General features: G+C 65.0%; 23 protein-coding genes. 6 read left to right on the forward strand and 17 right to left on the reverse strand.

Annotated features, from left to right (window positions below; translation table 11 throughout):
* Nucleotides 1-111 precede the first annotated feature (111 nt).
* The 9 genes from E4K65_RS09255 to E4K65_RS09300 all read right to left on the reverse strand — a co-directional run bounded on the left by E4K65_RS09255 (nt 112) and on the right by E4K65_RS09300 (nt 9,450).
* Complete coding sequence (locus E4K65_RS09255) at nt 112-978, reverse strand: efflux RND transporter periplasmic adaptor subunit (protein ID WP_135173886.1); 867 nt, start codon at nt 976-978, stop codon at nt 112-114.
* Nucleotides 975-1,181, reverse strand: a complete 207-nt coding sequence (locus E4K65_RS09260; protein ID WP_028170911.1) for a DUF1656 domain-containing protein — start codon at nt 1,179-1,181, stop codon at nt 975-977. The genes E4K65_RS09255 and E4K65_RS09260 overlap by 4 nt, the downstream gene beginning before the upstream one ends.
* Complete coding sequence (locus tag E4K65_RS09265; protein WP_135173887.1) at nt 1,178-3,229, reverse strand: FUSC family protein; 2,052 nt, start codon at nt 3,227-3,229, stop codon at nt 1,178-1,180. Before E4K65_RS09265 ends, E4K65_RS09260 begins: the two co-directional genes overlap by 4 nt.
* 2 nt (nt 3,230-3,231) lie before the next feature.
* A complete protein-coding gene (locus E4K65_RS09270; protein ID WP_167770706.1) occupies nt 3,232-3,705 on the reverse strand; it encodes a MarR family winged helix-turn-helix transcriptional regulator in 474 nt (157 codons plus the stop codon).
* Nucleotides 3,706-4,249: 544 nt separating this feature from the next.
* Complete coding sequence (locus tag E4K65_RS09280) at nt 4,250-5,158, reverse strand: amino acid ABC transporter substrate-binding protein (protein WP_135173889.1); 909 nt, start codon at nt 5,156-5,158, stop codon at nt 4,250-4,252.
* Nucleotides 5,159-5,306: 148 nt separating this feature from the next.
* The gene (locus E4K65_RS09285) at nt 5,307-6,740 is read right to left on the reverse strand and encodes an amidohydrolase family protein (protein WP_135173890.1); all 1,434 of its coding nucleotides are present in this window, start codon (nt 6,738-6,740) and stop codon (nt 5,307-5,309) included.
* A 16-nt stretch (nt 6,741-6,756) separates the two neighbouring features.
* On the reverse strand, nt 6,757-7,782 hold the full coding sequence (locus tag E4K65_RS09290) for an ABC transporter substrate-binding protein (protein ID WP_135173891.1): 1,026 nt from the start codon (nt 7,780-7,782) through the stop codon (nt 6,757-6,759).
* Nucleotides 7,783-7,822: 40 nt separating this feature from the next.
* The gene (locus E4K65_RS09295) at nt 7,823-8,599 is read right to left on the reverse strand and encodes an ABC transporter permease (RefSeq protein WP_135173892.1); all 777 of its coding nucleotides are present in this window, start codon (nt 8,597-8,599) and stop codon (nt 7,823-7,825) included.
* Complete coding sequence (locus E4K65_RS09300) at nt 8,599-9,450, reverse strand: ABC transporter ATP-binding protein (RefSeq protein ID WP_135173893.1); 852 nt, start codon at nt 9,448-9,450, stop codon at nt 8,599-8,601. Before E4K65_RS09300 ends, E4K65_RS09295 begins: the two co-directional genes overlap by 1 nt.
* Nucleotides 9,451-9,642: 192 nt before the next feature.
* On the opposite strand from E4K65_RS09300, the gene E4K65_RS09305 reads away from it, so the two are divergent.
* Nucleotides 9,643-10,401 carry a GntR family transcriptional regulator gene (locus tag E4K65_RS09305; RefSeq protein WP_135173894.1) on the forward strand — a complete coding sequence of 253 codons (759 nt, stop codon included), beginning with the start codon at nt 9,643-9,645 and terminating at the stop codon, nt 10,399-10,401.
* On the opposite strand, the gene E4K65_RS09310 is transcribed toward E4K65_RS09305, so the two are convergent.
* A complete protein-coding gene (locus tag E4K65_RS09310; RefSeq protein WP_135173895.1) occupies nt 10,398-10,814 on the reverse strand; it encodes a nuclear transport factor 2 family protein in 417 nt (138 codons plus the stop codon). The two genes, E4K65_RS09305 and E4K65_RS09310, sit on opposite strands and share 4 nt — an antisense overlap.
* Nucleotides 10,815-10,976: 162 nt before the next feature.
* On the opposite strand from E4K65_RS09310, the gene E4K65_RS09315 reads away from it, so the two are divergent.
* The 3 genes from E4K65_RS09315 to E4K65_RS09325 all read left to right on the forward strand — a co-directional run bounded on the left by E4K65_RS09315 (nt 10,977) and on the right by E4K65_RS09325 (nt 13,933).
* Complete coding sequence (locus E4K65_RS09315; RefSeq protein WP_135173896.1) at nt 10,977-12,218, forward strand: amidohydrolase family protein; 1,242 nt, start codon at nt 10,977-10,979, stop codon at nt 12,216-12,218.
* A gap of 31 nt (nt 12,219-12,249) precedes the next feature.
* The gene (locus E4K65_RS09320; protein WP_135173897.1) at nt 12,250-13,455 is read left to right on the forward strand and encodes an amidohydrolase family protein; all 1,206 of its coding nucleotides are present in this window, start codon (nt 12,250-12,252) and stop codon (nt 13,453-13,455) included.
* A gap of 175 nt (nt 13,456-13,630) precedes the next feature.
* On the forward strand, nt 13,631-13,933 hold the full coding sequence (locus tag E4K65_RS09325) for a hypothetical protein (protein ID WP_167770671.1): 303 nt from the start codon (nt 13,631-13,633) through the stop codon (nt 13,931-13,933).
* Between the two features lie 12 nt (nt 13,934-13,945).
* On the opposite strand, the gene E4K65_RS09330 is transcribed toward E4K65_RS09325, so the two are convergent.
* The 7 genes from E4K65_RS09330 to E4K65_RS09360 form a co-directional block, all read right to left on the reverse strand.
* Nucleotides 13,946-14,869, reverse strand: coding sequence for an NAD(P)-dependent oxidoreductase (locus tag E4K65_RS09330; RefSeq protein ID WP_167770707.1), 924 nt, complete (start codon nt 14,867-14,869; stop codon nt 13,946-13,948).
* Nucleotides 14,866-15,735, reverse strand: coding sequence for a substrate-binding domain-containing protein (locus E4K65_RS09335; RefSeq protein ID WP_135173900.1), 870 nt, complete (start codon nt 15,733-15,735; stop codon nt 14,866-14,868). The genes E4K65_RS09330 and E4K65_RS09335 overlap by 4 nt, the downstream gene beginning before the upstream one ends.
* 27 nt (nt 15,736-15,762) lie before the next feature.
* Nucleotides 15,763-16,446: a 4-carboxy-4-hydroxy-2-oxoadipate aldolase/oxaloacetate decarboxylase gene (locus E4K65_RS09340; protein ID WP_135173901.1), complete on the reverse strand. Its 684-nt coding sequence runs from the start codon at nt 16,444-16,446 to the stop codon at nt 15,763-15,765.
* Nucleotides 16,443-17,156 (reverse strand): PIG-L deacetylase family protein, encoded by a 714-nt coding sequence (locus tag E4K65_RS09345; RefSeq protein ID WP_027517331.1) that lies wholly within the window; start codon nt 17,154-17,156, stop codon nt 16,443-16,445. The genes E4K65_RS09340 and E4K65_RS09345 overlap by 4 nt, the downstream gene beginning before the upstream one ends.
* A 67-nt stretch (nt 17,157-17,223) precedes the next feature.
* Complete coding sequence (gene dctA / locus E4K65_RS09350; RefSeq protein ID WP_135173902.1) at nt 17,224-18,525, reverse strand: C4-dicarboxylate transporter DctA; 1,302 nt, start codon at nt 18,523-18,525, stop codon at nt 17,224-17,226.
* Nucleotides 18,522-19,406, reverse strand: coding sequence for an amidohydrolase family protein (locus E4K65_RS09355; protein ID WP_135174113.1), 885 nt, complete (start codon nt 19,404-19,406; stop codon nt 18,522-18,524). Before E4K65_RS09355 ends, dctA begins: the two co-directional genes overlap by 4 nt.
* Before the next feature lie 30 nt (nt 19,407-19,436).
* Nucleotides 19,437-20,147, reverse strand: coding sequence for a TetR/AcrR family transcriptional regulator (locus tag E4K65_RS09360; protein ID WP_027543223.1), 711 nt, complete (start codon nt 20,145-20,147; stop codon nt 19,437-19,439).
* Nucleotides 20,148-20,260: 113 nt separating this feature from the next.
* Between E4K65_RS09360 and E4K65_RS09365 the strand changes: the two genes are divergently transcribed.
* The gene (locus E4K65_RS09365) at nt 20,261-21,238 is read left to right on the forward strand and encodes a tripartite tricarboxylate transporter substrate binding protein (protein ID WP_135173903.1); all 978 of its coding nucleotides are present in this window, start codon (nt 20,261-20,263) and stop codon (nt 21,236-21,238) included.
* Nucleotides 21,239-21,252: 14 nt separating this feature from the next.
* On the forward strand, nt 21,253-22,056 hold the full coding sequence (locus E4K65_RS09370; RefSeq protein WP_167770672.1) for an ABC transporter substrate-binding protein: 804 nt from the start codon (nt 21,253-21,255) through the stop codon (nt 22,054-22,056).
* Nucleotides 22,057-22,066: the final 10 nt, after the last annotated feature.

Here is a 22,066-nt window from a genome sequence, read left to right on the forward strand (position 1 = left end):
AGCAACTCCCCCGACTCACACACGCGAGGCAGGATTAGCTCCACCATTTGGTATTGAAACGGTCGTTGCCGGTTTTTCCCCAACCCAAACGCGACTCCATCTGCGCTCGCGTTAGTCCAATACCTCCACCGTCGCCGAACGTCCCGCAACCAGCGACATCGCGTCGGGAACAGGATCCAGCGCGATGCGCACCGGCACCCGCTGGGCCAGGCGCACCCAACTGAAGGTCGGGTTGACGTTGGCGAGCAGGTTGGCGCCGTCGGCGCGGTCACGGTCCTCGATGCCGGCGGCGATGCTCTCGACGTGGCCTGACAGCGTGGCCGTCTCGCCCATCAGGCGGACCCGCACCTTGTCGCCGACGCGGATGCGCGCGAGTTTTGTCTCCTCGAAATAGCCTTCCACATGCAGCGTGTCGGTGTCGACCAGCGCCATCACGCCCTTCCCGGCCGTGACGTAGGCGCCGGGGCGCAGGTCCATGTTGGTGATCACGCCGTTCACGGAGGCATGGACCTCGCTGCGATCGAGGTTGAGCTGGGCGACGGCACGGTCGGCGACGGCTTGATCGAAGGCCGCCTTGGCCTGGAGCTGGGTTGCCAGCACCTGTTCCTGCTTCTGCTGCGACACAGCATCCGTCGTCAACGCGCTGTAGCGCTTCAGGTCCGCATTGGCCTGATCGAGCGTTGCCTGATGACCGGCCACCGACGCATCGGCCTGGCGTAGCGCCAGCGCAAAACGTTCGCGATCGATCCGGAACAGCACGTCACCGCGGCGGACTTTCTGGTTGTCCTTGACCAGCACCTCGGTGACGAAGCCGGAGACATCGGGCGCGACCTGGACCACGTCGGCACGGACGCGGCCGTCGCGGGTCCAGGGCTGCTCCATGTAGTAGGCCCAAAGCTCGCGGCCGACGGCGAGCGCGGCGACGACGGCGATGACCGTCACTGCGAGGCGAGCGAGCCAGGCGAAATTCCCCTTCATGAAAGATACTCCGAGAGGTAGACGACGCCGCCGAGAAGGCAGACGAAGATCGAGAAATCGAACAGCGCGCGATGCCAGACCAGTCGGTAGAGGTCGAAGCGCTGCATGAGCCGGCGCAGGATCGCGCTGAGGACGTAAGCGACGATGATCCACAGGAGCAGCGACGGCACGAGCACGCCGTAGATGTCGATCACATATCTCATGCCGCAACACTCTCACCCGCGCGTGGCCGGTAAGCCGGCGCGTCCGGAAACAAGCCACGCCTGATACCGACGAGACCTATCAGGGCGTCTTCGCGCGCGCTGTCATTGGGATCCTTCACCGCCTGGGCCAATGCCCGGTCGACGCTCGTCAGCAACTCGGCCGGCATTCCGTCGCCCGCGTAACTGCGGCAGGCTACGGCGAGCCGATCGAGCATGTCGTCGATGACGGCAATGGTGGATGCCGCAAGCCCATAGCGGGCGCGGCGCAGATCGATGATGTTGATCCCGATCCGAAGCTGGGCGAGGCTGTCGGTGTCGCGGCGATCGCTCTCCGAGAGATAAGCGATGCGCTGCACCAGAAGCCCGAGCCGATGCAGCATGAGGCCCGCGAACTCGGCGCGATCGCGCTGGCCGCGCCGTTCGGCGGCGACCGCGAGTGCCTTCCAGTTCGACAGCACCAGGCGATTGGCGACCCATTCCGCGCCGACGCCGCGCGCAATCCGCGTCACGATCTCGGCGATGACGACGCCGATGAAGAAGGCCACGGCGGAATTGGCGTAGGATGCAAAGTCCGCGCTGTAGGTCGACTGGATTGCAAGCAGGGTTGCAGTGTTGGCCGCGAGCGCCATCCCGGTTCCCGCCGTGGCCGGACGGCCGATCAAGAAGCCGTAGAGCAAAAAGGTCGGCGCCAGTGCGACCACCAAGACCTCGAGATGGGAGATCGCGGGGACCACCGCGAACAGATAGACCGCGACGACGACGATGGCGACCAGCGACCACCGGCCAAAGCTGCGAATGAAGCGCGCGGGCTCGTCTTGCGCGGCGAAGAACGAACAGGCGACTGCCGCCATCATCGGTGCCGACGCACCGTCCGGCCAGCCGGTCCCGATCCAGAACGCACAGCAGATCAGGATGGCCACGACCGCGCCGGCGGCCGACCACAATGCAAGGCCGCGGTCGCGGTGACGCACGGGCGCGGCACCGGCCTCGGAATGGAAAGTCAGTTCGAGCGTCGAGACGTTGCGGCTCTCGGCAATCGCCTCGGTCAACACACGGCAATCGCGCGAGAGGTCGACCAGCTCGCGCAGCCGCGACAGCAGACTTGTGGTGATGATCCGCTCCCAGTCGGCGCCGCCGTCGAGCACCGCCTGCTGCTCCGAGATCGCGGCCCGGATCCGCTCGGCCGGCCGTCGCTCGCTGACATCGCTCGCGATCCATTGCGCGAGATCCTCAAGAAGCCGCTTCAGCTCGGGTTGCCGCCGCAAGGCCTCCTCCCCCAGCGCGGCCAGCCGATCCTCGAGCGAGGCGATCACCGGCAGCAGAGTCAGCATGCGCAGCCGGATTTCACTGAGGCCGGTCACGGCATTGCGGTCGGTCAACCGGTCATAGGCAAGATGGGTGGAGAGCGTGTCGATCTCGACAATGTCGGTCGCAAGCTTCAGGCGCTTGCCGCGACGGGTTTCGCCTGAGCCCTCCCGCAGCAGCACCACCTCGCTGAGGCGGCGCGCATCCGACAGCCAGCTGTCGACGCGGTGGGCCACGGCCGGTGCGACGCTGCGGGGAAACACGATGGTCGAGACCAGGCTGGCGCAGATGATGCCGAGCGAGATTTCCTCCACCCGCGCAACTGCGGTGTCGAAGATGGCGCCGGGCTCGGACACGGAGGGAAAGCCGATCAGGGCGACCGTGTAGCCGGCCAGCATGAAGACGTAGCTGCGCGGCGTGCCGTCGAGCAGCGAGAGATAGAGGCAGAGCCCGACCCAGAGCGCGATGGCGAGGCAGAGCAGTTCCGGCGCATCGATCAGGTTCGGCACCAGCGCCACCGTCATGGTCGCGCCGACCAGCGTGCCCATCACGCGGAAGAACGCCTTCGAGCTGGTCGCGCCCGCCAGCGGCTGCGAGGTGATGTAGACGGTCGCCATCGCCCAATAGGGCCGCGGCAGGTCCATGGCGAGTGCGATGACGAGCGCCAGCATCGACGCAGCGAACGTCTTCAAAGCGAAAACGAGGTCCGCATGGCGGACCAGGAACGGCTCGTCTGCGCGCATGACTATTTCGCCTCGGAAAACGTCTTGGCTTCATGCAGGCGACTGGCCCGCTGCTCGATGCGCTGGAGCGTCTCGAAGGTTATCGCAAGTTCATCCGCGCCGATATCCTTGAGCAGGCTTGTCCGCACCCGCCGCAGCACCCGGTTGGTCTCCTCGACCTTGGCCTCGCCCGCCTTCGTCAGATGTAGCGTTTTGGCACGCCGGTCGGTCGGATCCTCGCGGCGCTCCACGAGGCCTTCGGCCTGGAGCAGGTCGATCAGCCGGACCAGCGACGGCCCCTCGACGCCAAGCTCGTCGGCGAGCACGCCCTGACGGACATTCTCGCCCTGGCGCGACAGCAGCAAAAGCGGAATCGCGGTCGCATAGGACAGGCCGTGATCGGACAGCGCCTGATCCGACTCGCGGCGCCACGTGCGAGCGAGACGCGCGATGACCCGACCGATTTCGGAATGGATATGTGCCTGCGCGGGGGCCATGCAAATTAGATAGGACACTAACTATTAGGCTACAACTATATAATCCGGCGTGGTGCGATCGATCACGCAAATGCGACAACGCGGCATGGGACCGGGTTCCACGACTGAGGCAAGGGAGGCGATAGCGGTCGAGAGCGCGCTGACGCTCGTCCCGACCTTCGTCGTCGTCGCCGTGGACGCCACGGGAATGGGAATCATCCTGCCGCTGCTGCCGTTCTATTCGCAGCGGCTCGGCGCCACGCCCTTCCTGCTCGGCGCGCCGATCTCGGTCTATGCCGTCTGCCAGCTCGTTGCCGGCCAGCTCATTGCCGGCCCCGTGACCGCGGAGCTGTCGCGCTCGACCGCTCAACCGCCAGGGCATGATCATGGGCCTCTATCAGTCCCTGATGTCGGGCGCAAATGTCAGCGCCCCGCTCTTGAGCGGCGCGCTGATCGGTCATCGGCTGTTCGCACCTGGGCGCTCGCGCTGGCGGCAATCGCAGCAATCGGCGCGTTCCTGGCGGCCAGTTGCTGGATACGCCGCGGACGCGGTAGCGCCCTCGCCTCAGTTCACCACGTAGACATCAGGATCGAAGCTCGAGCTCGGCTTCTTGAAGGCGTTGCGCAGGGCCGCCGACATCGGGACGTTGTAGTTGAGGCCGTTCGGCGGCGTCGGGGATTCCAGCCACCTCTTGTAGAGGACCTCGATCTCCGGGCTCGCGTAGAGCTCTGCCGTGGCGCGATCGGCGAGCGCCTTGAACGGCGCGTCCTCCCGCCGCAGCATGATCCCGTAGGGCTCCGGCTTCGAGAACGTTTCTTCGCTGATCATGAACAGCGCCGGCTCCTTGGATCGTGCGATCGCGACCGCGAGCTGGACGTCGTCGAGCGCGTAGGCCTGGGCGCGGTCTGTCTCCAGCAGCAGGAAGGCCTCTGCCTGGTCCTTGGCCGGCATCACATTGATGCCGAGGTTGCGTTCGGTGTTGACCTTGGCGAGCTGCGTCAGGTTGACCGACCCCGCCACCGCCGTGACGGCCTTGCCCTTGAGATCGTCGATGGTGTTGATCTTTGCGGCCTTCTTGGCGGCAAACCGCGTCGCGCTGAGGAAGTGTGTATTGGTGAAGGCGACCTGCTTCTGGCGGTCGGCATTGTTGGTGGTCGCCGAGCAATGCAGGTCGAGCGTGCCGTTGACCATCAGCGGGATGCGGTTCGACGACGTCACCGCGAGAGTGTCGACGGCGATGTCGGGCATGTTGAGCTGCTTCTTCACGGCGTCCACGATCTTGAGGCAGATGTCCATGGCAAAGCCGACCGGCTTCTGGTTTCCGTCCAGATAGCTGAACGGGACCGAGGCCTCCTGATAGCCGAGTGTGATCTTCTTGGTCTCCTTGACCTTCTGGAGCGTGCCCGACTGGTCTTCGGCTGAAGCTGCGCCCGCAAGACATGTGACGGCCAGGAGAACGGTGGGAAGACGCATCGGGGGCTCCTAAAAGGGGGTCATCGACTCGTGTCGAGACGCTATCGCGGAGCTAATAGCCCAGACATCCGCCAGCCGCCAGAAGAGGCAGCGTCTACCAGCTATCGCGCTTTTATATACAACCGGGCCGAAGGGAGCCTCAGGCGCGCTACTGACAGGTCAGCTGCTGTTCGAACCAGCCGCCCAGTCGCTCCGACAGGGGCGGCCAGGTCCGCTGGAAGCCGGCGAGCCTGCCAACATTGGCGCGGTACATCGCCCGCAACTCCTGTTCGATGGCCGGCAGATCAACGCCGGCGCAGACCCCATCCCTGACGATCGACTTGCCGGCAACGACGACCTCTTTGACCAACCATGCGTTGCCGCGCGCGAATAGCAGCGCCATGGGATCGACGGGCATGATCCGGTCGCGATCGAGCCGATCGAGATCGATCACGACGTAGTCGGCGGGGTTGCCCGCAACGAGCTCGCCGCTCCCCGGCGCGCCGGTCGCGCGGCGCCCGTTGCGGATGGTGAGCGCGAACATCTCGGCCGGCGTCCATGTCGCCTTGAAGCCGAGGCCGCCATGGGCCATCTGCACCAGCCGCATCTCGCGCAGGATGTCGTCGTCCTCGTCCAGCGCCAGCCCGTCGACGCCCACCGCGATGGCGCAGCCGCATGCGTGCGCCGCGGCGATCGGGGCGAGCCCCGAGCGCAGATGCATGTTCGAACTGAAATTGGTGACGATGCGCGCGCCGGAGGCCGCGATCATCTCCAGCTCATCGGGACGAGCGTGGATGCAGTGCGCCAGCGTCAGCCGCTCCGAGAGGAAGCCGATGTCGCGGAGCCAGCGCACCATGTCCGGAAAGTTCTGGTCGGCCCAGGCACGCTGATACACGGTCTCCAGCAGATGCATGTGAATGCGGCGGCCGGTCAGCGCCGAATTCTCGGCCACCGCCTCCAGCAGCGGCTTCGAGCACCATTGCACGCCCGCAGGCCCGAGCTGCACATCGACCATCGGGCCGGCGATGGCGGCGGCAATGGCATCGGTCAGCTCGACATAGGCCTTCGGCGCCATCGGCGCGCGGACGAACAGCTCCTCGATGGTCTTGCGGTCGTCGCGCGAAAGGCCGGAAAGCACCGGTTCAGCATCGCCATAAACGATCGGATTCTGGTCGCGCACGGCCATCGCAAAAGCGATGCGGATGCCGACATCGGATGCAGCCCTCGCAACAGCCTTGGCTTCATCGAGCAACGGCATCGTCCCGCTCGGGCGGGTGTAGTGCACCATCATGGCAGCGCAGCCGGCCTTGGCGGACCGGGCCAGCGCGGACGCCGCGGTCAGATAGGGATCGACGGGCGTGCCGAGCACGGTCCGCAGGATCCAGCTTTCCAGGGGCATGCCGACCGCGCCGAAGGACGAGGCGGTGGCGCGGGCATGATCGTGGGCGTTGACGAAGGCCGGAACGACGAAGGAGCGAGGACCGGCCTCCGCCCCTTCAGAGATACCGGTAATGACACCGCCGTCGTGCCGCAGCACGACGTTGTCGCTGACGCCGCGGTCAGGGCCACGGAACAGGGTGGCTGCCGAAATCTCCGTGGCCATGACCGTCGCTCCAAGTTTAGTTGGCAGTATACACCAGCTCCCGCTCCGCGCGCGGCGGCAGGAATTCGCGCGAGAAGACCTCCGCCGGCGTCGGTGCGCGGGCGAGCTGGTAGCCCTCGACCACGATGCCGATAGCCCGCGTCATGCGGTCGTCCTTGATGTCGCCGATGCCGATCTCCTTCATCTCCGGCGAGACGATCAGCTTCTCGAAGGAATATTGCAGCCGGCGCTTCTCGACGGCAACGTCGATCAGATTGTCGTAGTTCAGCGCGGCCTTCATCCCGGCGTTCTGGTCCTTGGCCACCGCGATCGCCCCCTTGTTGATGGCGCGAACGAGGCCGGCGACCGCCTTCGGGTTGGAGGCGAGCAGCTTCTTCGAGACCATCACGCCGTTAGAATAGAGATCGAGGCCGTACTCACCGAACGAGAACCACTTGAAGTCCTTGTCCGGGTCCTGGCGGTTGAGCACGAGGTTGAAGTAGCTGGTGATGTTGAAGACCAGCGCGGCGTCGATGTCGCCCTTGATTAGCATCGGCTCCTGGAGGTTCGGCGCCATGTTGGAGATCTTGATCTTCTCGCCGTCGAGCCCGTTCTTGCGGGTGAACACCGGCAGCAGGCGCGTCGTCGGCGTGCCCTGCGCGCCGCCGAGCGTATGGCCCTCGAAATCCTTGATGGTGTTGATGCCGCTGGTCTTCTTGGCGACGATCGCGAAAGGCGGCTGGTTCCACATCATGTAGACCATGACGGGCGCGTCCTGCGGCTTGGTCGAGGCGTTCTGGATGATCGCGTTGACGTCGCCGAAGCCGGCATCATAGGCACCGGACATGACGCGCGTGACGGTGGCGCCGGAGCCCTCGCCCTGGTCGATCACGACGTTGAGGCCCTCCTCCTTGAAGAAGCCGTTGTCCTTGGCGTAGAAGAACGCGGCGTCGCTGCCTTGCGTCTTCCAGCCCAGCGTGAACTTGATCGTGGTGTCTTCGGCCGTGGTGATGCCCGCGGACAGGGCCAATCCCAGCAGCGCAACAGTTACTTTTCTCAACATCGAGACCTCCTCAAGCTTCATTGCGTGACGGTGTGAAAAATCAGGTGGCGATCACGTCGTTCTTGCGCGTGGCCCAGCCGGTGACACGGCCTTCGATCAGCGAGAACACGGCGTAGAGCGCGACGCCGAGCCCGGCGAGCACGAACAGGCCGGCGAACACCAGCGGCACGTTGAAATTCGAGGACGCGGTCATCATGACGTTGCCGATGCCGCGGTTGGAGGCGACCGTCTCCGAAAGCACGGCGCCAACGAACGCGTAGGAGATCGCGACCTTCAGCGAGGCAAAGAAGAACGGCATGGTTCTGGGCAGACCGACGTTCCAGAGGATGTCGAACTTGCTGGCGCCGAGCGCCTTCAGCACGTCCTCGAGTTCGGGTTCGGTTGTCGCAAGGCCGGTGGCGATGTTGACCACGATCGGGAAGAAGCAGATCGACAGCGCGGTCAGCACCGCCGGCACGGTGCCCGAGCCGAACCACAGCACGAAGATCGGCACCACCGCGACCTTGGGGATCGAGGAGAAACCGATCAGCAGCGGATAGCAGGTGTCATAAGCCGTTTTGGAAACGCCGATGATTGCGCCGAGGGCGACGCCGAGCGCAACACCGAGCACGAAGCCGAACATCGTCGTCGCAAGCGTCTGCACGATATGCGGCCACAGCACCGGAAAGCGCTGGAACAAGGTCACGAACACCTGCGACGGCCGCGGCAGCACCAAATCCGACATGCCCGTCACCAGACAGAACAGCTCCCAGGCGACGAAGAACAGCACGATCAGCCCCGCCGACCACGCCTTCTGCCTGATATCGATCCCGAACATCAGCCTGTCCCCTGCTCAGCCGCGCTGCGCGCATCCTCGATGAAGGCGCGCAGCTTCTGGTTCAGCGCGACGAAATCCGGCTCGAAGGTCATGGCAACGGTGCGCGGCCGGGTGAATTCGACGCGGCTGTCGTCGAGGATGCGGCCGGGGCGCGCGCTCATCACGCAGATGCGGCTCGCGAGGAAGCCGGCCTCGCGCAGGTCATGCGTCACCAGCAGCACGGTCGGCTTATGCGTCATCCAGAGATTTTGCAGGATCGCCCACAGTTCCTCACGGGTGAACTGGTCGAGCGCGCCGAAGGGCTCGTCGAGCAGCAGCATGCGCGGCTCGTGGATCAGCGCGCGGCAGAGATTGGCGCGCTGGAGCATGCCGCCGGAGAGCTGCCAGGGATAGCGGCTGCCAAACCCCCTGAGCCCAACCTGCTCCAGCAGTGCATTGGCCCTGTCGCGGAACTCGGTCTTGCGCAGCCTGCGGAAGTTCGAGCGGAACGGCTCGACGATCTTCAGCGGCAGCATGATGTTCCGCTCGATCGTCATCCACGGCAGCATGGTCGGGTTCTGGAACGCCATGCCCACCCGCATCGCGCGCGCCGCCACCTCGCGGCCGCCGACGACGACGACGCCGCTGGTCGGCTGCACCAGCCCGCTGACGAGGCGCAGGATGGTCGATTTGCCGCATCCGGACGGGCCGACCAGTGCGACAAACTCGCCGTCGGCAATCCTCAGCGTCGTCTTCGACAGGGCCGGCACCGCCCGATCGCCGCGCCCGAAGGTCACGGAGGCGTCCGAGAGCTCGATGGCGGTCGCGGCGACGGGCTGGCCGTCAAACTGATCATTGGGTTGCATGCGCATCACGAGAAAAGTGCATGCAAGCTGAATGCCAGCGGCCAACCTCTGTGAAATCAACGGGCTGGCGAAACGCCGGGCCGAATGGCCGGATTCGATTTAGGCAGCTTGGGCCCCAAACTGCATGCAATTGGAGCGATGGATTGTCGTCGCCCTGTGCTAAAGGAGCGATGACGATCCCACTCCAAGGATTCGCCGATGGCGGGGCGCGCAAGCAGCAAGACTTCAGAATCGTCGGACAAGGTCAGCGTGATCTGCCGCGCGCTCCGGCGCGCGATCATCGAGCAGGCGCTGGAGCCCGGCGCAAAGCTGCCCGAGGATGCGCTCGGCGAGCGTTTCGGCGTCAGCCGCACCATTGCGCGCCACGCGCTGGGGCAACTCGCCGCGGAAGGCCTGGTCGAGCTCCGCCGCAACCGGATCGCGGTGGTCGCGACGCCGAGCTGGCAGGAGGCGCGCGATGCCTTTGACATCCGCATCGAGCTCGAACGGCTCGTGGTCCGCCAGCTCGCGGGCAAGCTGAGCAAGAGCCAGATCGCCGAACTGAACGCCCATGTCGACGCCGAAGACCGCGCGCGCGGTGGTACGGATGCGGTTTCGATCCGGCTCGCCACCGAATTCCACATCCTGCTCGCGCACATGACGAACAGCCCGATCCTGGTGCGCTATGTCAGCGAGGTCGCCTATCGCTGCTGCCTGACGTTGTCGCTCTACAGCCGGCCGCATTCGACCGAATGCGCCATCAACGAGCACCGCGCCATCATTGCTGCGCTCGCCAGAGGCGACGAGGCCAAGGTGATGGAATTGATGCACCATCACCTCGATTCCGTGGCCACTCGCGCACTGGTCGCCCCTGCCCCGCAGCGCGGCCGCGACCTGCTCGATATTCTCGCGCCCTATGCCGACGAGGTGACGAGCGATCGCGTCGTCAAGCTACCGAAGGTCGCCCGAAGGGGTTAAGCCTCGATCCCGCGCTGGACCAGAATGCGCTCGGCACTGTCGTTCCAGACGTCCATCTTCACGATCTGCCCGCCCCTCACGACGAAACGGTCGACGTAGCGATTGCCCTCGAACGGCGTGCCGTCCAACCACTCGCCGTAGAGCGTGCCGACGCTGTAGACGACAGTCTCGTCCGCGCCGGGGCAGACGTCGAACCGGTCCATCTTCTTCCTGACCCAGCGATAGCGTTTTGCGTTGAAGCCGGTCGGACCGCGCGGATGGTCGAACTCGCGTCCGCCTGTGAAGGTGATCACCGTGCCCGGCTTCATGTAGGCCGCAGCAGCGTCGGGATCGGGTATCATCGAGGCCGTCAGGTAGGCCTCGACAATCTCGGCGTCGGTCATCGGGCGTTCGGCTTTTGCGGGGGTGGACATGTCAGGTTCTCTTGGCGGGTTCTCCGGAAGCGCCGGCATACTACAATTCATGCCTCAAACTGCATGCATATTTTTTAGACAATTTGACGGCAGAACTGCACACAATCTGGAGCTGCCCGGTCCGGCAGCTTCCGCTAGGCTAACACACCCGAATCCGATGCCATGACCATCCAGACCGCCTTCGACCTGATCTTCCGCAACGCGCTGTTGCGATCATCCGCTGCACCCGTCGATATCGGCGTGAAGGGCGGCCGCATCGCCGCGATCGAGCCAAGGCTGACCTGCGAAGCCGTCGAGGTCGATGTCGGCGGACGCCTGGCCCTGCCCGGCTTCGTCGACACCCACATCCATCTCGACAAGGCCTGCCTGCTGGGCCGCTGCGGGCACAATCATGGCAGCGTCTCGGAGGCCATCCGCGCCGTCGCCGGGATGAAGAAGGATTTTACGGTCGAGGACGTCTACGCGCGCGGCGCTCGCGTGCTGGAGCGGGCAATCGTGCACGGCACGACGCGCATGCGTACCCATGTCGAGATCGATCCGCGCATCGGCTTACGCGGCTTCGAGGCGGTCAAGGCGCTCAAGCGCGACTATGCCTGGGCCATCGACCTCGAACTCTGTGTCTTCCCGCAGGAGGGCCTGACCAACGATCCCGGCGCCGAGGAGCTGCTGATCCAGGCGCTGCGCGACGGCGGCGAGGTCATCGGCGGCTGTCCCTATATGGACACGGACCCGAACGCCCATCTCGCGCGCATCTTCGATCTCGCGCAGGAGTTCGACGTCGACGTCGATCTCCATCTCGATTTCGATCTCGATCCGTCCTGGTGGCACCTCGACGAAGTCTGCCGGCAGACCGAGCGGCGCAACTATCAGGGGCGCGTCGCGATCGGCCATGCCACGAAACTCTCGGCGCTGCCGCCGGAGCAGCTGAAAGCTGCCACCGCGCAATTGGCAAAAGCCGGCGTTGCCGTCACCGTGCTGCCCGCGACCGATCTCTATTTGATGGGTCGCGAGGCCACCCACAACGCGCCGCGCGGGTTGACGCTCGCCCACAAGCTCGCGGGCGACGGCGTGCTGTGCTCGGTCGCGACCAACAACGTGCTCAATCCCTTCACGCCGTTCGGCGACGCCTCGCTGCTGCGGATGGCGAATTTCTATGCCAACGTCGCCCACGCCTCCGTGAGCGATTTCGACATTTGCCTCGATCTCGTGACCGAACTGCCGGCACGGCTGATGAACCTCGGCGATTACGGCATCAAGGTCGGCAATCCCGCCGATCTCATCGTGCTCGACACGCAAGACAGCCGCTTCGCCATCGCCGAGCTCCCCGATGTCATGATGGGCTTCAAGGCTGGCCGGCAAACTTTTGCGCGGCAACGGCCCACGCTGTTTCCACCACGGAGCTGAGCGGCGCCAAATCGTCCAACGGAGGAACCGGATGGCCTTCGACACACTCTTCCTCAACGCACGCTTCGACGGCGGCGCCCGACATCACATCGCGGTCAAGGATGGCCGTATCGCCGCGATCACGTCGGTTGACCAGCCACCCGCCGGTGCCGAGACGATCGATCTCAAGGATGCCCTCGTCGTTCCCGGCTTTGTCGAGGGTCACATCCATCTCGACACAAGTTTCTATGGCAACGCCTGGCGTCCGCACAAGCCATGCACCGACGGGTTCAACGTGCATGAACGCGTCGCCTTCCAGACCGAGAATATGGCCGAGGCCGCGCCGATGGACGTGCGGGCGCGCAACCAGCTCGATCTCTGTATCGGGCACGGCACGACGCAGATGCGCAGCCATGTCATGGTGGACGGCTCGGTCGGCCTGAAATCGCTCGAGACGATCCTGCGCGTGCGCGAGGAGTACAAGGGCCTGATCGACATCCAGCTCGTCGCCTTTCCCCAGAGCGGAATCCTGTCGAGCCCGGGCACGCCGCAGCTGCTCGACGAGGCCATCCACCTTGGCGCCGACCTCGTCGGCGGGCTCGATCCCGCAAGCTTCGATCGCGACGTCGAAGGGCATCTCGACGTCGTGTTCGGCGTCGCCAATAGGCACGGCGTCGATGTCGACATCCATCTGCACGACATGGGCACACTCGGCGCCTTCGAGATCGAGCAGATCGCGGCGCGCACGCGCGCGCTCGGCATGGAGGGACGCGTCGCCGTCAGTCACGCCTACGGGCTCGGAGACATCTCGCCAGATTACCTCAAGAAGATCGCCGATGTCCTCGCCCGCTCCGGCGTCGCGATCATGACCAACGCGCCGGGCGCGCGGCCGTTTCCGCCGATCCTCGCCTTGCGCAACGCCGGCGTAACCGTCTTCAGCGGCAACGACAACATTCGCGATTCCTGGTGGCCCTATGGCGACGGCGACATGCTGCGCCGGGCCACGACGCTCGGCTACCGCTCCGGCTTCAACATCGACGAGCAACTGCGCGCCGCATTCGACGTCGTCACCGCATCAGGCGCAAAGGCACTCCGGCTCGAAAGCTACGGGCTGCGAATCGGCGCGAAGGCCGATTTCGTGGCGCTGAATGCGGAACACGTTCCCGAGGCCGTCGTCGCGGTGCCGCAAGGGCGCTCCGTCTACAAGGACGGCAGGCTCGTCGCCGCGAACGGCAGGATGGTAGGGAAATCTGGCTGACGACCGGCCGCTTTCCGTTCGATGTTACCGCCAAGCTTTCCCAAATTCCGAATACGGTAGAATCCCGGATAGTAGATTCTCTCCGATTCCCGATAGGTGCGCGCATTGCAAGTCCCGCGGTGCCGGTCATAGTAGGGCCTGCACTGAAGTCTGCATTCTACGGGGAAGCATGGACATGTTCAGCGCATTCAGCAGCCATTCCGTTCGAGCGAGAACACCCAGCGAGATCGCCGTGAAGCGGCTCGACGGCATCGGGCACGTCCTGTCGGACCTCGCTCTCGCTGATGTCCAGACTGAGGATGACCTGACACGTGCGCTGATGACGCTCGACACCGCCGACAAGTGCATTCGGGCGATCCGCGCAGAATTCCGGACTGAACCTGCGAGCGACCGGCTGGTCCGCAAGGCCGAAAGCCTGATGGCATTGATTGAACGCGCCCGCGACGAACTCACGGCCTGTCGCGCGGCAGTGTCCTGAGCCGGCGCCGCCTTACTTCGTACGATTGATCTTCGCCAGGATCCGGTCGGCCTCGATGCGCCAGTCGGCGCTGCGGGCAAACTCCCCGGTGCCCCTGATGCCGAACAACCCTTCATCGGCGAGATCGGCGACCCAGGCCTGCCGCTCGGCCGTGCCCTGCGCCGACCACGGCGTCAGCCCCGCCTCGCGCACCGTCTCGGCGACCTCGCGCACCTCCTCCGCACGGCGGCGGCCGTGCTCGATCACGCGCTGGAAGAAATAGGCACCCTGCTTCTCCCAATTGATCGCGGGAAAGGTTTCCGCAAGCGAGGCCAGCACGGCATCCTCCACGCCATAGGCGCGCGCGGTGGTGAAACTCTCGATGACCATGGCCTCGAGGCCCTTGATCATGATGCTGCAGCACATCTTCACCGCGGAGGACACACCGAGCTTGTCGCTGGCGACCTTCGCGGCAAAGCCGATCGCGTTCAGCAGCGGCTCCAGCTCCTTCGCGCCGGGCCCTCCGAGCAGCAGCGGCACCTTGATGCGATTCGGCGGCACCGAGGTCATCACGGCACCCTCGACATAGCGCCCCGCAGCGCCGTCGATCAGCGCGGCAGCACGCTGCTTGGCACCGGGAGACGCCGAATTGAAATCGAGGAACCAGGTGCCCTGATTGATCGCGGCGGCGCAGGCCTTTGCGACCCGAACGGCCTGGCTTGCCGTGACCGCAGAGATGATGAAATCGGATTTCGCGGTCAGCTCGGCGTGAGAAGCCGCAAGACCAACGCCGAATTTCGCTGCATGCTGCTTCAGCGCAGCATCCTGCTCGCCACCGAGCTTGATGTCATAGGCGGCAACCTTGATGTCCTGCTGCCGCAAATCCTCGGCCAGGATTTTGCCGACCTCGCCGTAGCCGACCAGCCCGACCTGCCATCGTCTCGGATCTGACATCAGTTCAACCCTCGTGTCGTCTCGTCGAAGAGCTCCTCGACCGCATAGCGGCGCGGGATCAACGCCTGCTGGAATGCGTAGTCGACGATCAGCTCCAACGGTTTTCGGTTGGCTTCGATCCCGAACGGGACGAGGTCAGGCGTCGCCGCAGGTCCCACCTGCTCCTTGTTCCGCTTGAGCAGATCATAGACGCCTGCGACCATTTCGGGGCGCGACTTCGCGAGCGTCTCGGTCACGACCACGAGATGATTGACCGGCACGACACCGCGTCGGGCGTACCATGTGGCGGCCTCCGCGGCGGGATCGGGGAATAGCGGCTTGAGCCTGGGATTATCAGAGGTCTCGCCGAGGACGGCATCGAGCTCGCCGTCAATCAGCATCTGCAATATCTTCTTGTCCTTCGGCGCGCGCTCGGTGGCGTCGACATATTCGGCGACATGCGGGTCCTCGAACGTGACCCAGAGGATGTTGTCGAGATTGACGCCGTAATCGTTGGCGAGGATGCCCCTGATCCATGCGCCCGTCGTCGTCGTGAAGGAGCGGATGCCGACGCGCTTGCCTTCGAGATCGCCAGGCCCAAGCGTTCCCCGTTCCGGATTATAGAGCGCAAAGGAATGCTGGAAGCGGCCGAGCATGGTCGCCGGCAGCAGCACCAGCGGCTTGCCGTGGGCCTTCGCCATCAGATAGGTGACGATCGCCATCTCGCAGACGTCGAACGCCTGCTCGCGCACCATCGGCTTGAACGCCGTGTTGGTCGGCGTGTACTCGACGAAATCGAGGTCGAAAAGGTCGGAGCCGAGCTCGCCGCTCTTCACCGCCTGGACATGAGGATGACTGCCGAGCACGGCTTTCAGCTTGAGACGATCCATCCGCCCGCTCCGCTTCTGTTGTCCCGCTCAGACGTCCTCGGGATTATCGACATAGACGAGCCCGGCTTTCGCCAGCGCTTCGCGCATGCTGTACATGTCGAGGCCGAGCTCACCCGAAGCCAGCCGCTTGCGCTTGCCGCCCTCGTCCGCGTTGCGCTTCTTCGCCTTCTCGGCGACTTCGGCGGCATAGCGCTTCGGCACCACCACGACGCCGTCGTCATCGGCGACGATGATGTCGCCGGGATCGACGTTGACACCGGCGCAGACCACGGGGACGTTGACCGAGCCGAGCGTGGCCTTGACCGTACCCTTGGCCGAGACCGCGCGCGACCACACAGGAAACTTCATATCGTGCAGCGCTTTGACGTCGCGGCAGCCGGCATCGATGATCAGGCCCTGCACGCCGCGCGCCTGCAGTGAGGTGGCGAGCAGCTCGCCGAACATGCCGTCGGTATTGTCGGTGGTGCAGCCGACGACGAGAATGTCACCTGTCCTGCACTGCTCGACCGCGACATGGATCATCCAGTTGTCGCCGGGCTGCGAAAGCACGGTGACGGCGGGACCGGCGATCGCCGCACCCGGCCAGACCGGCCGCAGATAAGGCTTCATCAGGCCGATGCGGCCATAGGCCTCGTGCACGGTCGAGACGCCGTACTCCGCCATTCCAGCGGGATCGGCGCGCTCAATGTTGCGAACGACGACCGGCTTCATGCCAGCTCCTCCGCAACCGTCGGAAACAGACGCTGATAGGCCTCGCCATACGTCATGGGCACGCCGGTGTTGCGGCTGCCCTGGATGCCGCGGTTCAGCGCGACGCGCTCGTAATAGCCCCAGAGATGCTTTTGTGCGGCGAGGATCTGGAAGGCCTCGTACTTCTCCTTCCAGACCTCGTCGATCTTGAGGAGCAGGTCGGGCTTGTAATTGCATTGCTCCGGCTGGTGCGGCTCGAACAGGAACACCGGCGGCGCCGAATATTTGTATTGAGCGCCGGGCTTGTGGCCCATCGCCTGCGCGACCACGCGGGTCTCCTGCGCGAAATGCGCCGCGTTCGGATGGTCGAAATTATAGGGGTCTTCCAGCGCATGCGTCAGCACGAAGCTCGGATTGAGCTCGCGGTAGATGTCGACCATGCGATCGAAATGCGCTTCGGTGAGCTTCAGCGGATAGTCGCCGCAGTCGAAGAACTCGATCTCGGCGCCGAGCAGCTTGGCCGCCCGCTCCGCCTCGTCCTTGCGGCCGGCTTTAACCGATTCCAGCGTCGCACCCTTCTCCTTCCAGGCGAACTGGCTCTCGCCGCGCTCGCCGAAGGACATGCAGACGATCTTCATGCGATAGCCCTTCTTCGCATGCAGCGCGATAGCGCCGCCGGCTCGCCAGACGAAGTCGCCGGGATGGGCGGTGATCACGAGACCTGTTTTCATGGGACAAACTCCCCTCTTTCGTTCGTAGGCATCATAGGCTCGCTGCTTTACTCAGGCAGCCGATTCATCAGGCCGTGATGGCCGCTTGTTCCTCGCCGTCGAGCACGCGCCTCAGGCGCTCGTCGTCGAGCGCGCCCTCCCATTTGGCAATCGCGATGGTCGCAACCGCGTTCCCGATCAGATTGGTCGGCGTCAGCCCCTGCGACATCAGGCGATGGATGCCGAGTACCAGGGCAACGCTCGTCACCGGAATGGTGCCGGTCGCCGACAGCGTCGCTGCCAGCACGACGAAGGCAGCACCGGCGATCCCCGCCGCGCCCTTGGAGGTCACGAGCAGGATCAGCAGCAGCTCGATTTGCTCGGCAAGGCCGAACGGCGTGTTGGTCGCCTGCGCCAGGAACACCGAGACCGCGGCGAGGTAAAGGCACGTGCCGTCGAGATTGAAGGAATAGCCGGTCGGGATCACGAGGCCGACCACACTCTTCTCGCAGCCCGCCTTCTCCAGCTTGGTCAGCATCCGCGGCAGCACCGTCTCGGACGAGGTCGTGGCGATGCAGATCAGCAGCTCCTCCCAGATGTAGCGGATCAGCTTGACCAGCGAGAAGCCGCACAGCCGCGCCACGGGACCGAGCGCCACGATGATGAAGATCACGCAAGTGAGATAAAAGCCGCCCAGCAGCTTGCCGAGCGAGGCCAGCGAGCCGACGCCGAACTTGCCGACCGTGAAGGCGATGGCGCCGAACGCCCCGATCGGCGCCGCCCACATCACGAAGCCGACGACGGCGAATACCATCTTGGCGGCGATGTCGATCAGATGCACCAGCGGCGCGGCGCGCACGCCGAGCTGGACCAGCGCAAAGCCGCACAGCACGGAGATAAACAGCACCTGGAGGATGTTGCCCTCGGCAAAGGCGCCGATGAACGTCGCCGGCACGATGTTCAGGAGAAACGGAACGAAGCCGATGGCGCCGGTCTGCTTGACATAAGGCTCGATCGCGCTGGCATTGATGCTGGCGGGATCGATGTTCATGCCGATGCCGGGCTTGAGCAGATTGACCGCGATGAGACCGATGATCAGCGCGACCGTCGTCATGATCTCGAAATAGACGATCGCCTTGACCGCGACGCGCCCGACCCGTGCCATGTCGGCCATATGGGCGATGCCGTGCACGACGGTGCAGAAGATGATCGGCGCGATCAGCATCCGGATCGCCTTGATGAAGGCATCCCCAAGCGGCTGCATCTTTGCGCCCGCTTCGGGGTTGACGATCCCAAGCGCAATGCCGGCCGCCATGGCGATGAGCACCTGGATCCAGAGCTCCTTCCACCAGGCGCGGCTGCGCGGCTTGTCGATCGCCAGCGCCGTCATTGATCGAACTCGAACAGGCGCGCCGGGTTGTCGACGAGGATCTTCTGCTGGAATTCCGGCTCCGGCGCAAACAGCGGGATCAGGTCGACGAGGTCGCCGTCATTCGGCATCACCTTGACGTTGGGATGCGGCCAGTCCGTGCCCCAGATGACGCGGTCGGGCGCGGTCTCGACGATCTTTCGCGCAAACGGCACGGCGTCGGTGAAGGGCGGCCCTGCCGAGGACACACGCTCGGACCCGCAGATCTTCACCCAGCACTTCTCGTCGCGCTGCATCAGCTCGATCAAGATCTTGAACGGAAGTTGATCGAGCCCGTCCGCCGCCTTCACCCGGCCCATATGGTCGATGGTGTAGCTCAGCGGCAGCCTTGTCAGCATGTCCGCGTATTCAGGCAGGTCGATCGCATCGAAATGCAGGTCGATGTGCCAGCCGAGCGGCGCGACCATCGCGATGATGCGGTTGAACACGCGCTTGTCGGGGACACCGCCGAGATGGCGGACGAAATTAAAGCGGCAGCCGCGGAAGCCGCCCTCATGCAGCACGCGGAGCCCGCGTTCGGTGATGGTGTCGTCGATATTGGCGACCGCGCGGTAGGCACCATTGCTCTGCGCGATCGCATCGAGCGCGACCGTATTGTCGGTGCCGTGCACGCTGGCATTGACGATGACCGCGCGCTCGACGCCGAGCTTGGCATGCAGCGCACGGAAATCCTCCAGCGGCGCATCCGGCGGGGTGTAGGAACGGTCAGGCGCATAGGGGTATTTCGCGCCGGGCCCGAAGATGTGGCAATGCGCGTCGCAGGACAGCTTTGGCAGCTTGAACTTCGGCGTGCGCGTGTTCGGATCGGGCGGCGGAATGGTCGGCGTGTACATCATCGTCATCACTTGAACCGCCGAGCGAGCTCGCTTCTTTCAGGTCTTGCTGCTGACGACCGGCCGCCGCCGTACCGGCGCGGCCTGATCGAGCGCCGGGGCCTGGAACGCGGCGACGGTGGCCTGCACCAGTTGCTCGATGGCGCTGGCGGCATCGCTGCCGTCGGCCTCGCCGCGCGATAGGCGCGAGACACGGTCCGGCGTCACCAGAGAATAGTAGAGTGCACCGAGCAGGAAGTGACTGCGCCAGACGATATCGGTGCGCGGAATGTGCGGCAGGCTCTCGTGGACCGCATCGATGAAGGCGTGGCTGGTGTCGTCAAAGGTCTGCGCGATGATCTTTCGCGCGACCTCGTTGCCTTCGGCGGACATCACGGCGCGCAGCCGCGTGAAGCGCGCCCCGCCCCCGGCGAGATCGCTGCCCGAGGTGAAAGCCGGCACCACATAGGCGCGCACCACCGCCTCAAGCCGATCCTGGAGATCGCGCACGCGCTTGGCGGCGGCGAGCAGCTCGGAACGGCGCAAATTCATCGGCCCGCAATGGCGCCGGTAGATCTCCAGCAGCAGGCCGTCCTTGGTCTTGAAATGATAGGTCACGCTGCCGGGATTGGCCCCGGCGGCCTGTGCGATGTCGCGCACCGACACGGCATTGAAGCCGTTGGTGGCGAACAGCTCCTCGGCCGCGGCGAGGATCGCCTCGCGCATGTTCGGCTTGCGGGCCGTTTCCTTGCTGGTGGGCTTGCGTACCATGTGATTTGTACTATCGTACAAAAGATCAGGTCTCGTCAACAAAAACCATGGGCCGCGTCCGGACGGCTTCGAGACCGCCATACGCGCGCAAACGCCCTCTAGGAGTGCTGGGAATGCTGGGTTTGAACAAGACAATCGGCGGTTTGATGCTGGGTGCCGGTCTGCTGCTGGGCGGCACCGCACGGGCGGCCGACAATTACCCGAGCAAGCCGGTCCATATCCTGGTGCCCTACGCGGCGGGCGGCGCCGTCGACGTGCTCGCGCGTACGCTCGGCCAGGCGCTGGCCAAGACCTGGGGCCAGCAGCCGGTGATCGACAACCGTCCGGGCGCCGGCGGCATCGTCGCCTCGCAGGCGCTGACGCAGGCCGCGCCGGACGGCTACACGCTGATCCTGGTCGCGAGCGGCCATCCGCTCAACCAGTTCATCTATCCGAGCGTGCCCTACGACACGTTCAAGGATTTCACCGCGATCACCGAAGTCGCCTCCTCGCCGCTCGCAATCGTGGTGGCGAAGGACAGCCCCTACAAGACGCTCGGCGATCTCCTCGCCGCAGCAAAGAAGGAGCCGGACAAGCTCTCCTACGGCATGTCCGGCAACGGCACGTCCGCACATCTCGCCGGCGAACTGCTCAAACACATGTCCGGCACCAGGATCGTCGCGATCCCCTACAAGGGCGGCGCGCCGGCACTGACCGCTGTCATCGCCGGTGAGATCCCGCTCAGCATCAACCCGCTCGCGGAAGCCATCGGCCAGCTCGAAGGCGGACCGGTGCGCGCGCTCGCGGTGACCTCCGCCGAACGCTCCAAGGCGCTGCCGGATGTTCCGACCATCGCCGAGGCCGGCGTATCAGGCTACGACGTCTCGGTCTGGTGGGGCGTTCTTGGGCCGGCCAAAATGCCGCCGGAGATCGTGTCCAAGCTCGAGACCGACCTCAAGGCCGCGCTGCAAGACCCCAGCGTGCTGTCGACGCTCGGCAAGATCGGCGCAGCTCCGGTCGGCTCCTCCGCCAAGGATTTCGACGCCTACATGCACGCCGAGGCGACCAAATGGGAGCCGGTGCTGAAAGCTGCCAACATCCGCGCGCAGTAAGACGGGATCCTCTCATGACGATCTCATGCCGGCGACAACTTGCTCTCGCAGCCCTACTCGCGTTTGCCACCGCCGGCCTCTCCGGGTCGTTCGCGAAGGCGGATGGCGAAGCAAAGCTCCTGGCGCCGGGCGGCACCCTGCGCGTGGGCATCTATCCGGGCAGCCCGACCTCGATGGTCACAGATGCGGCCGGCAAGCCGCACGGCCTCGCCTACGATCTCGGCGGCGAACTGGCGAAGCGGCTCGGCGTCGGCGTCGACTATGTCAGGTTTCAGCGCGTTGCCGACATCGTCGCCGCGATCCACGACAGCCAGGTCGACTTCACCGTGACCAACGCCACACCGGCCCGCGCCAGCGAGGTCAGCTTCAGCCAGCCCGTGCTGGCGATCGAGCTCGGCTATCTCGTCCCGGCGAATTCGCCGGTCGGCAAGATCGAGGATATCGACAAGCCGGGCGTGAAGATCGGCGTCACCAAGGGCTCGACCTCCGAGCGAACGCTGCCGGCGAAATTCAAGAACGCAACCATCGTCCCCGCCGAAAGCGTCAAGGTCGCCATCGGGATGTTCGACCGCGGCGAGATCGACCTTTACGCCACCAACAAGCCGACGCTGTTCGAGATGTCCGACCAGATGCCGGGCGGGCGCATCCTCGACGGCAATTGGGGCCTGGAGCACATGGCCATCGCGATCCCCAGGGGACGCGAGGACGCGCTGCCCCTGCTCAACCGCTTCGTGACGGAAGAGCAGTCGTCCGGCGCGCTGGACACGATCCAGCAGCAGGCCGGCTTGCGCGGCGCGACCAAGGCGAGACGCGAGTAGGCTTTGAGCC

Origin of the sequence: Bradyrhizobium niftali (assembly GCF_004571025.1) — a bacterium.
Classification (GTDB): domain Bacteria; phylum Pseudomonadota; class Alphaproteobacteria; order Rhizobiales; family Xanthobacteraceae; genus Bradyrhizobium; species Bradyrhizobium niftali.

What these genes read in the sequence shown, in the direction of transcription:
- E4K65_RS09360 (WP_027543223.1), bottom strand. Translation starts at nt 20,147, where the DNA reads ATGGTACGCAAGCCCACCAGCAAGGAAACGGCCCGCAAGCCGAACATG.
- E4K65_RS09335 (WP_135173900.1), bottom strand. Translation starts at nt 15,735, where the DNA reads ATGGATCGTCTCAAGCTGAAAGCCGTGCTCGGCAGTCATCCTCATGTC.
- E4K65_RS09285 (WP_135173890.1), bottom strand. Translation starts at nt 6,740, where the DNA reads ATGGCCACGGAGATTTCGGCAGCCACCCTGTTCCGTGGCCCTGACCGC.
- E4K65_RS09270 (WP_167770706.1), bottom strand. Translation starts at nt 3,705, where the DNA reads ATGGCCCCCGCGCAGGCACATATCCATTCCGAAATCGGTCGGGTCATC.
- E4K65_RS09320 (WP_135173897.1), top strand. Translation starts at nt 12,250, where the DNA reads ATGGCCTTCGACACACTCTTCCTCAACGCACGCTTCGACGGCGGCGCC.
- E4K65_RS09255 (WP_135173886.1), bottom strand. Translation starts at nt 978, where the DNA reads ATGAAGGGGAATTTCGCCTGGCTCGCTCGCCTCGCAGTGACGGTCATC.
- E4K65_RS09290 (WP_135173891.1), bottom strand. Translation starts at nt 7,782, where the DNA reads ATGTTGAGAAAAGTAACTGTTGCGCTGCTGGGATTGGCCCTGTCCGCG.
- E4K65_RS09310 (WP_135173895.1), bottom strand. Translation starts at nt 10,814, where the DNA reads ATGTCCACCCCCGCAAAAGCCGAACGCCCGATGACCGACGCCGAGATT.
- E4K65_RS09355 (WP_135174113.1), bottom strand. Translation starts at nt 19,406, where the DNA reads ATGACGATGATGTACACGCCGACCATTCCGCCGCCCGATCCGAACACG.
- E4K65_RS09340 (WP_135173901.1), bottom strand. Translation starts at nt 16,446, where the DNA reads ATGAAGCCGGTCGTCGTTCGCAACATTGAGCGCGCCGATCCCGCTGGA.
- E4K65_RS09300 (WP_135173893.1), bottom strand. Translation starts at nt 9,450, where the DNA reads ATGCGCATGCAACCCAATGATCAGTTTGACGGCCAGCCCGTCGCCGCG.
- E4K65_RS09370 (WP_167770672.1), top strand. Translation starts at nt 21,253, where the DNA reads ATGACGATCTCATGCCGGCGACAACTTGCTCTCGCAGCCCTACTCGCG.
- E4K65_RS09365 (WP_135173903.1), top strand. Translation starts at nt 20,261, where the DNA reads ATGCTGGGTTTGAACAAGACAATCGGCGGTTTGATGCTGGGTGCCGGT.
- E4K65_RS09325 (WP_167770671.1), top strand. Translation starts at nt 13,631, where the DNA reads ATGTTCAGCGCATTCAGCAGCCATTCCGTTCGAGCGAGAACACCCAGC.
- E4K65_RS09265 (WP_135173887.1), bottom strand. Translation starts at nt 3,229, where the DNA reads ATGCGCGCAGACGAGCCGTTCCTGGTCCGCCATGCGGACCTCGTTTTC.
- E4K65_RS09305 (WP_135173894.1), top strand. Translation starts at nt 9,643, where the DNA reads ATGGCGGGGCGCGCAAGCAGCAAGACTTCAGAATCGTCGGACAAGGTC.
- E4K65_RS09295 (WP_135173892.1), bottom strand. Translation starts at nt 8,599, where the DNA reads ATGTTCGGGATCGATATCAGGCAGAAGGCGTGGTCGGCGGGGCTGATC.
- E4K65_RS09260 (WP_028170911.1), bottom strand. Translation starts at nt 1,181, where the DNA reads ATGAGATATGTGATCGACATCTACGGCGTGCTCGTGCCGTCGCTGCTC.
- E4K65_RS09345 (WP_027517331.1), bottom strand. Translation starts at nt 17,156, where the DNA reads ATGAAAACAGGTCTCGTGATCACCGCCCATCCCGGCGACTTCGTCTGG.
- E4K65_RS09315 (WP_135173896.1), top strand. Translation starts at nt 10,977, where the DNA reads ATGACCATCCAGACCGCCTTCGACCTGATCTTCCGCAACGCGCTGTTG.
- E4K65_RS09280 (WP_135173889.1), bottom strand. Translation starts at nt 5,158, where the DNA reads ATGCGTCTTCCCACCGTTCTCCTGGCCGTCACATGTCTTGCGGGCGCA.
- dctA (WP_135173902.1), bottom strand. Translation starts at nt 18,525, where the DNA reads ATGACGGCGCTGGCGATCGACAAGCCGCGCAGCCGCGCCTGGTGGAAG.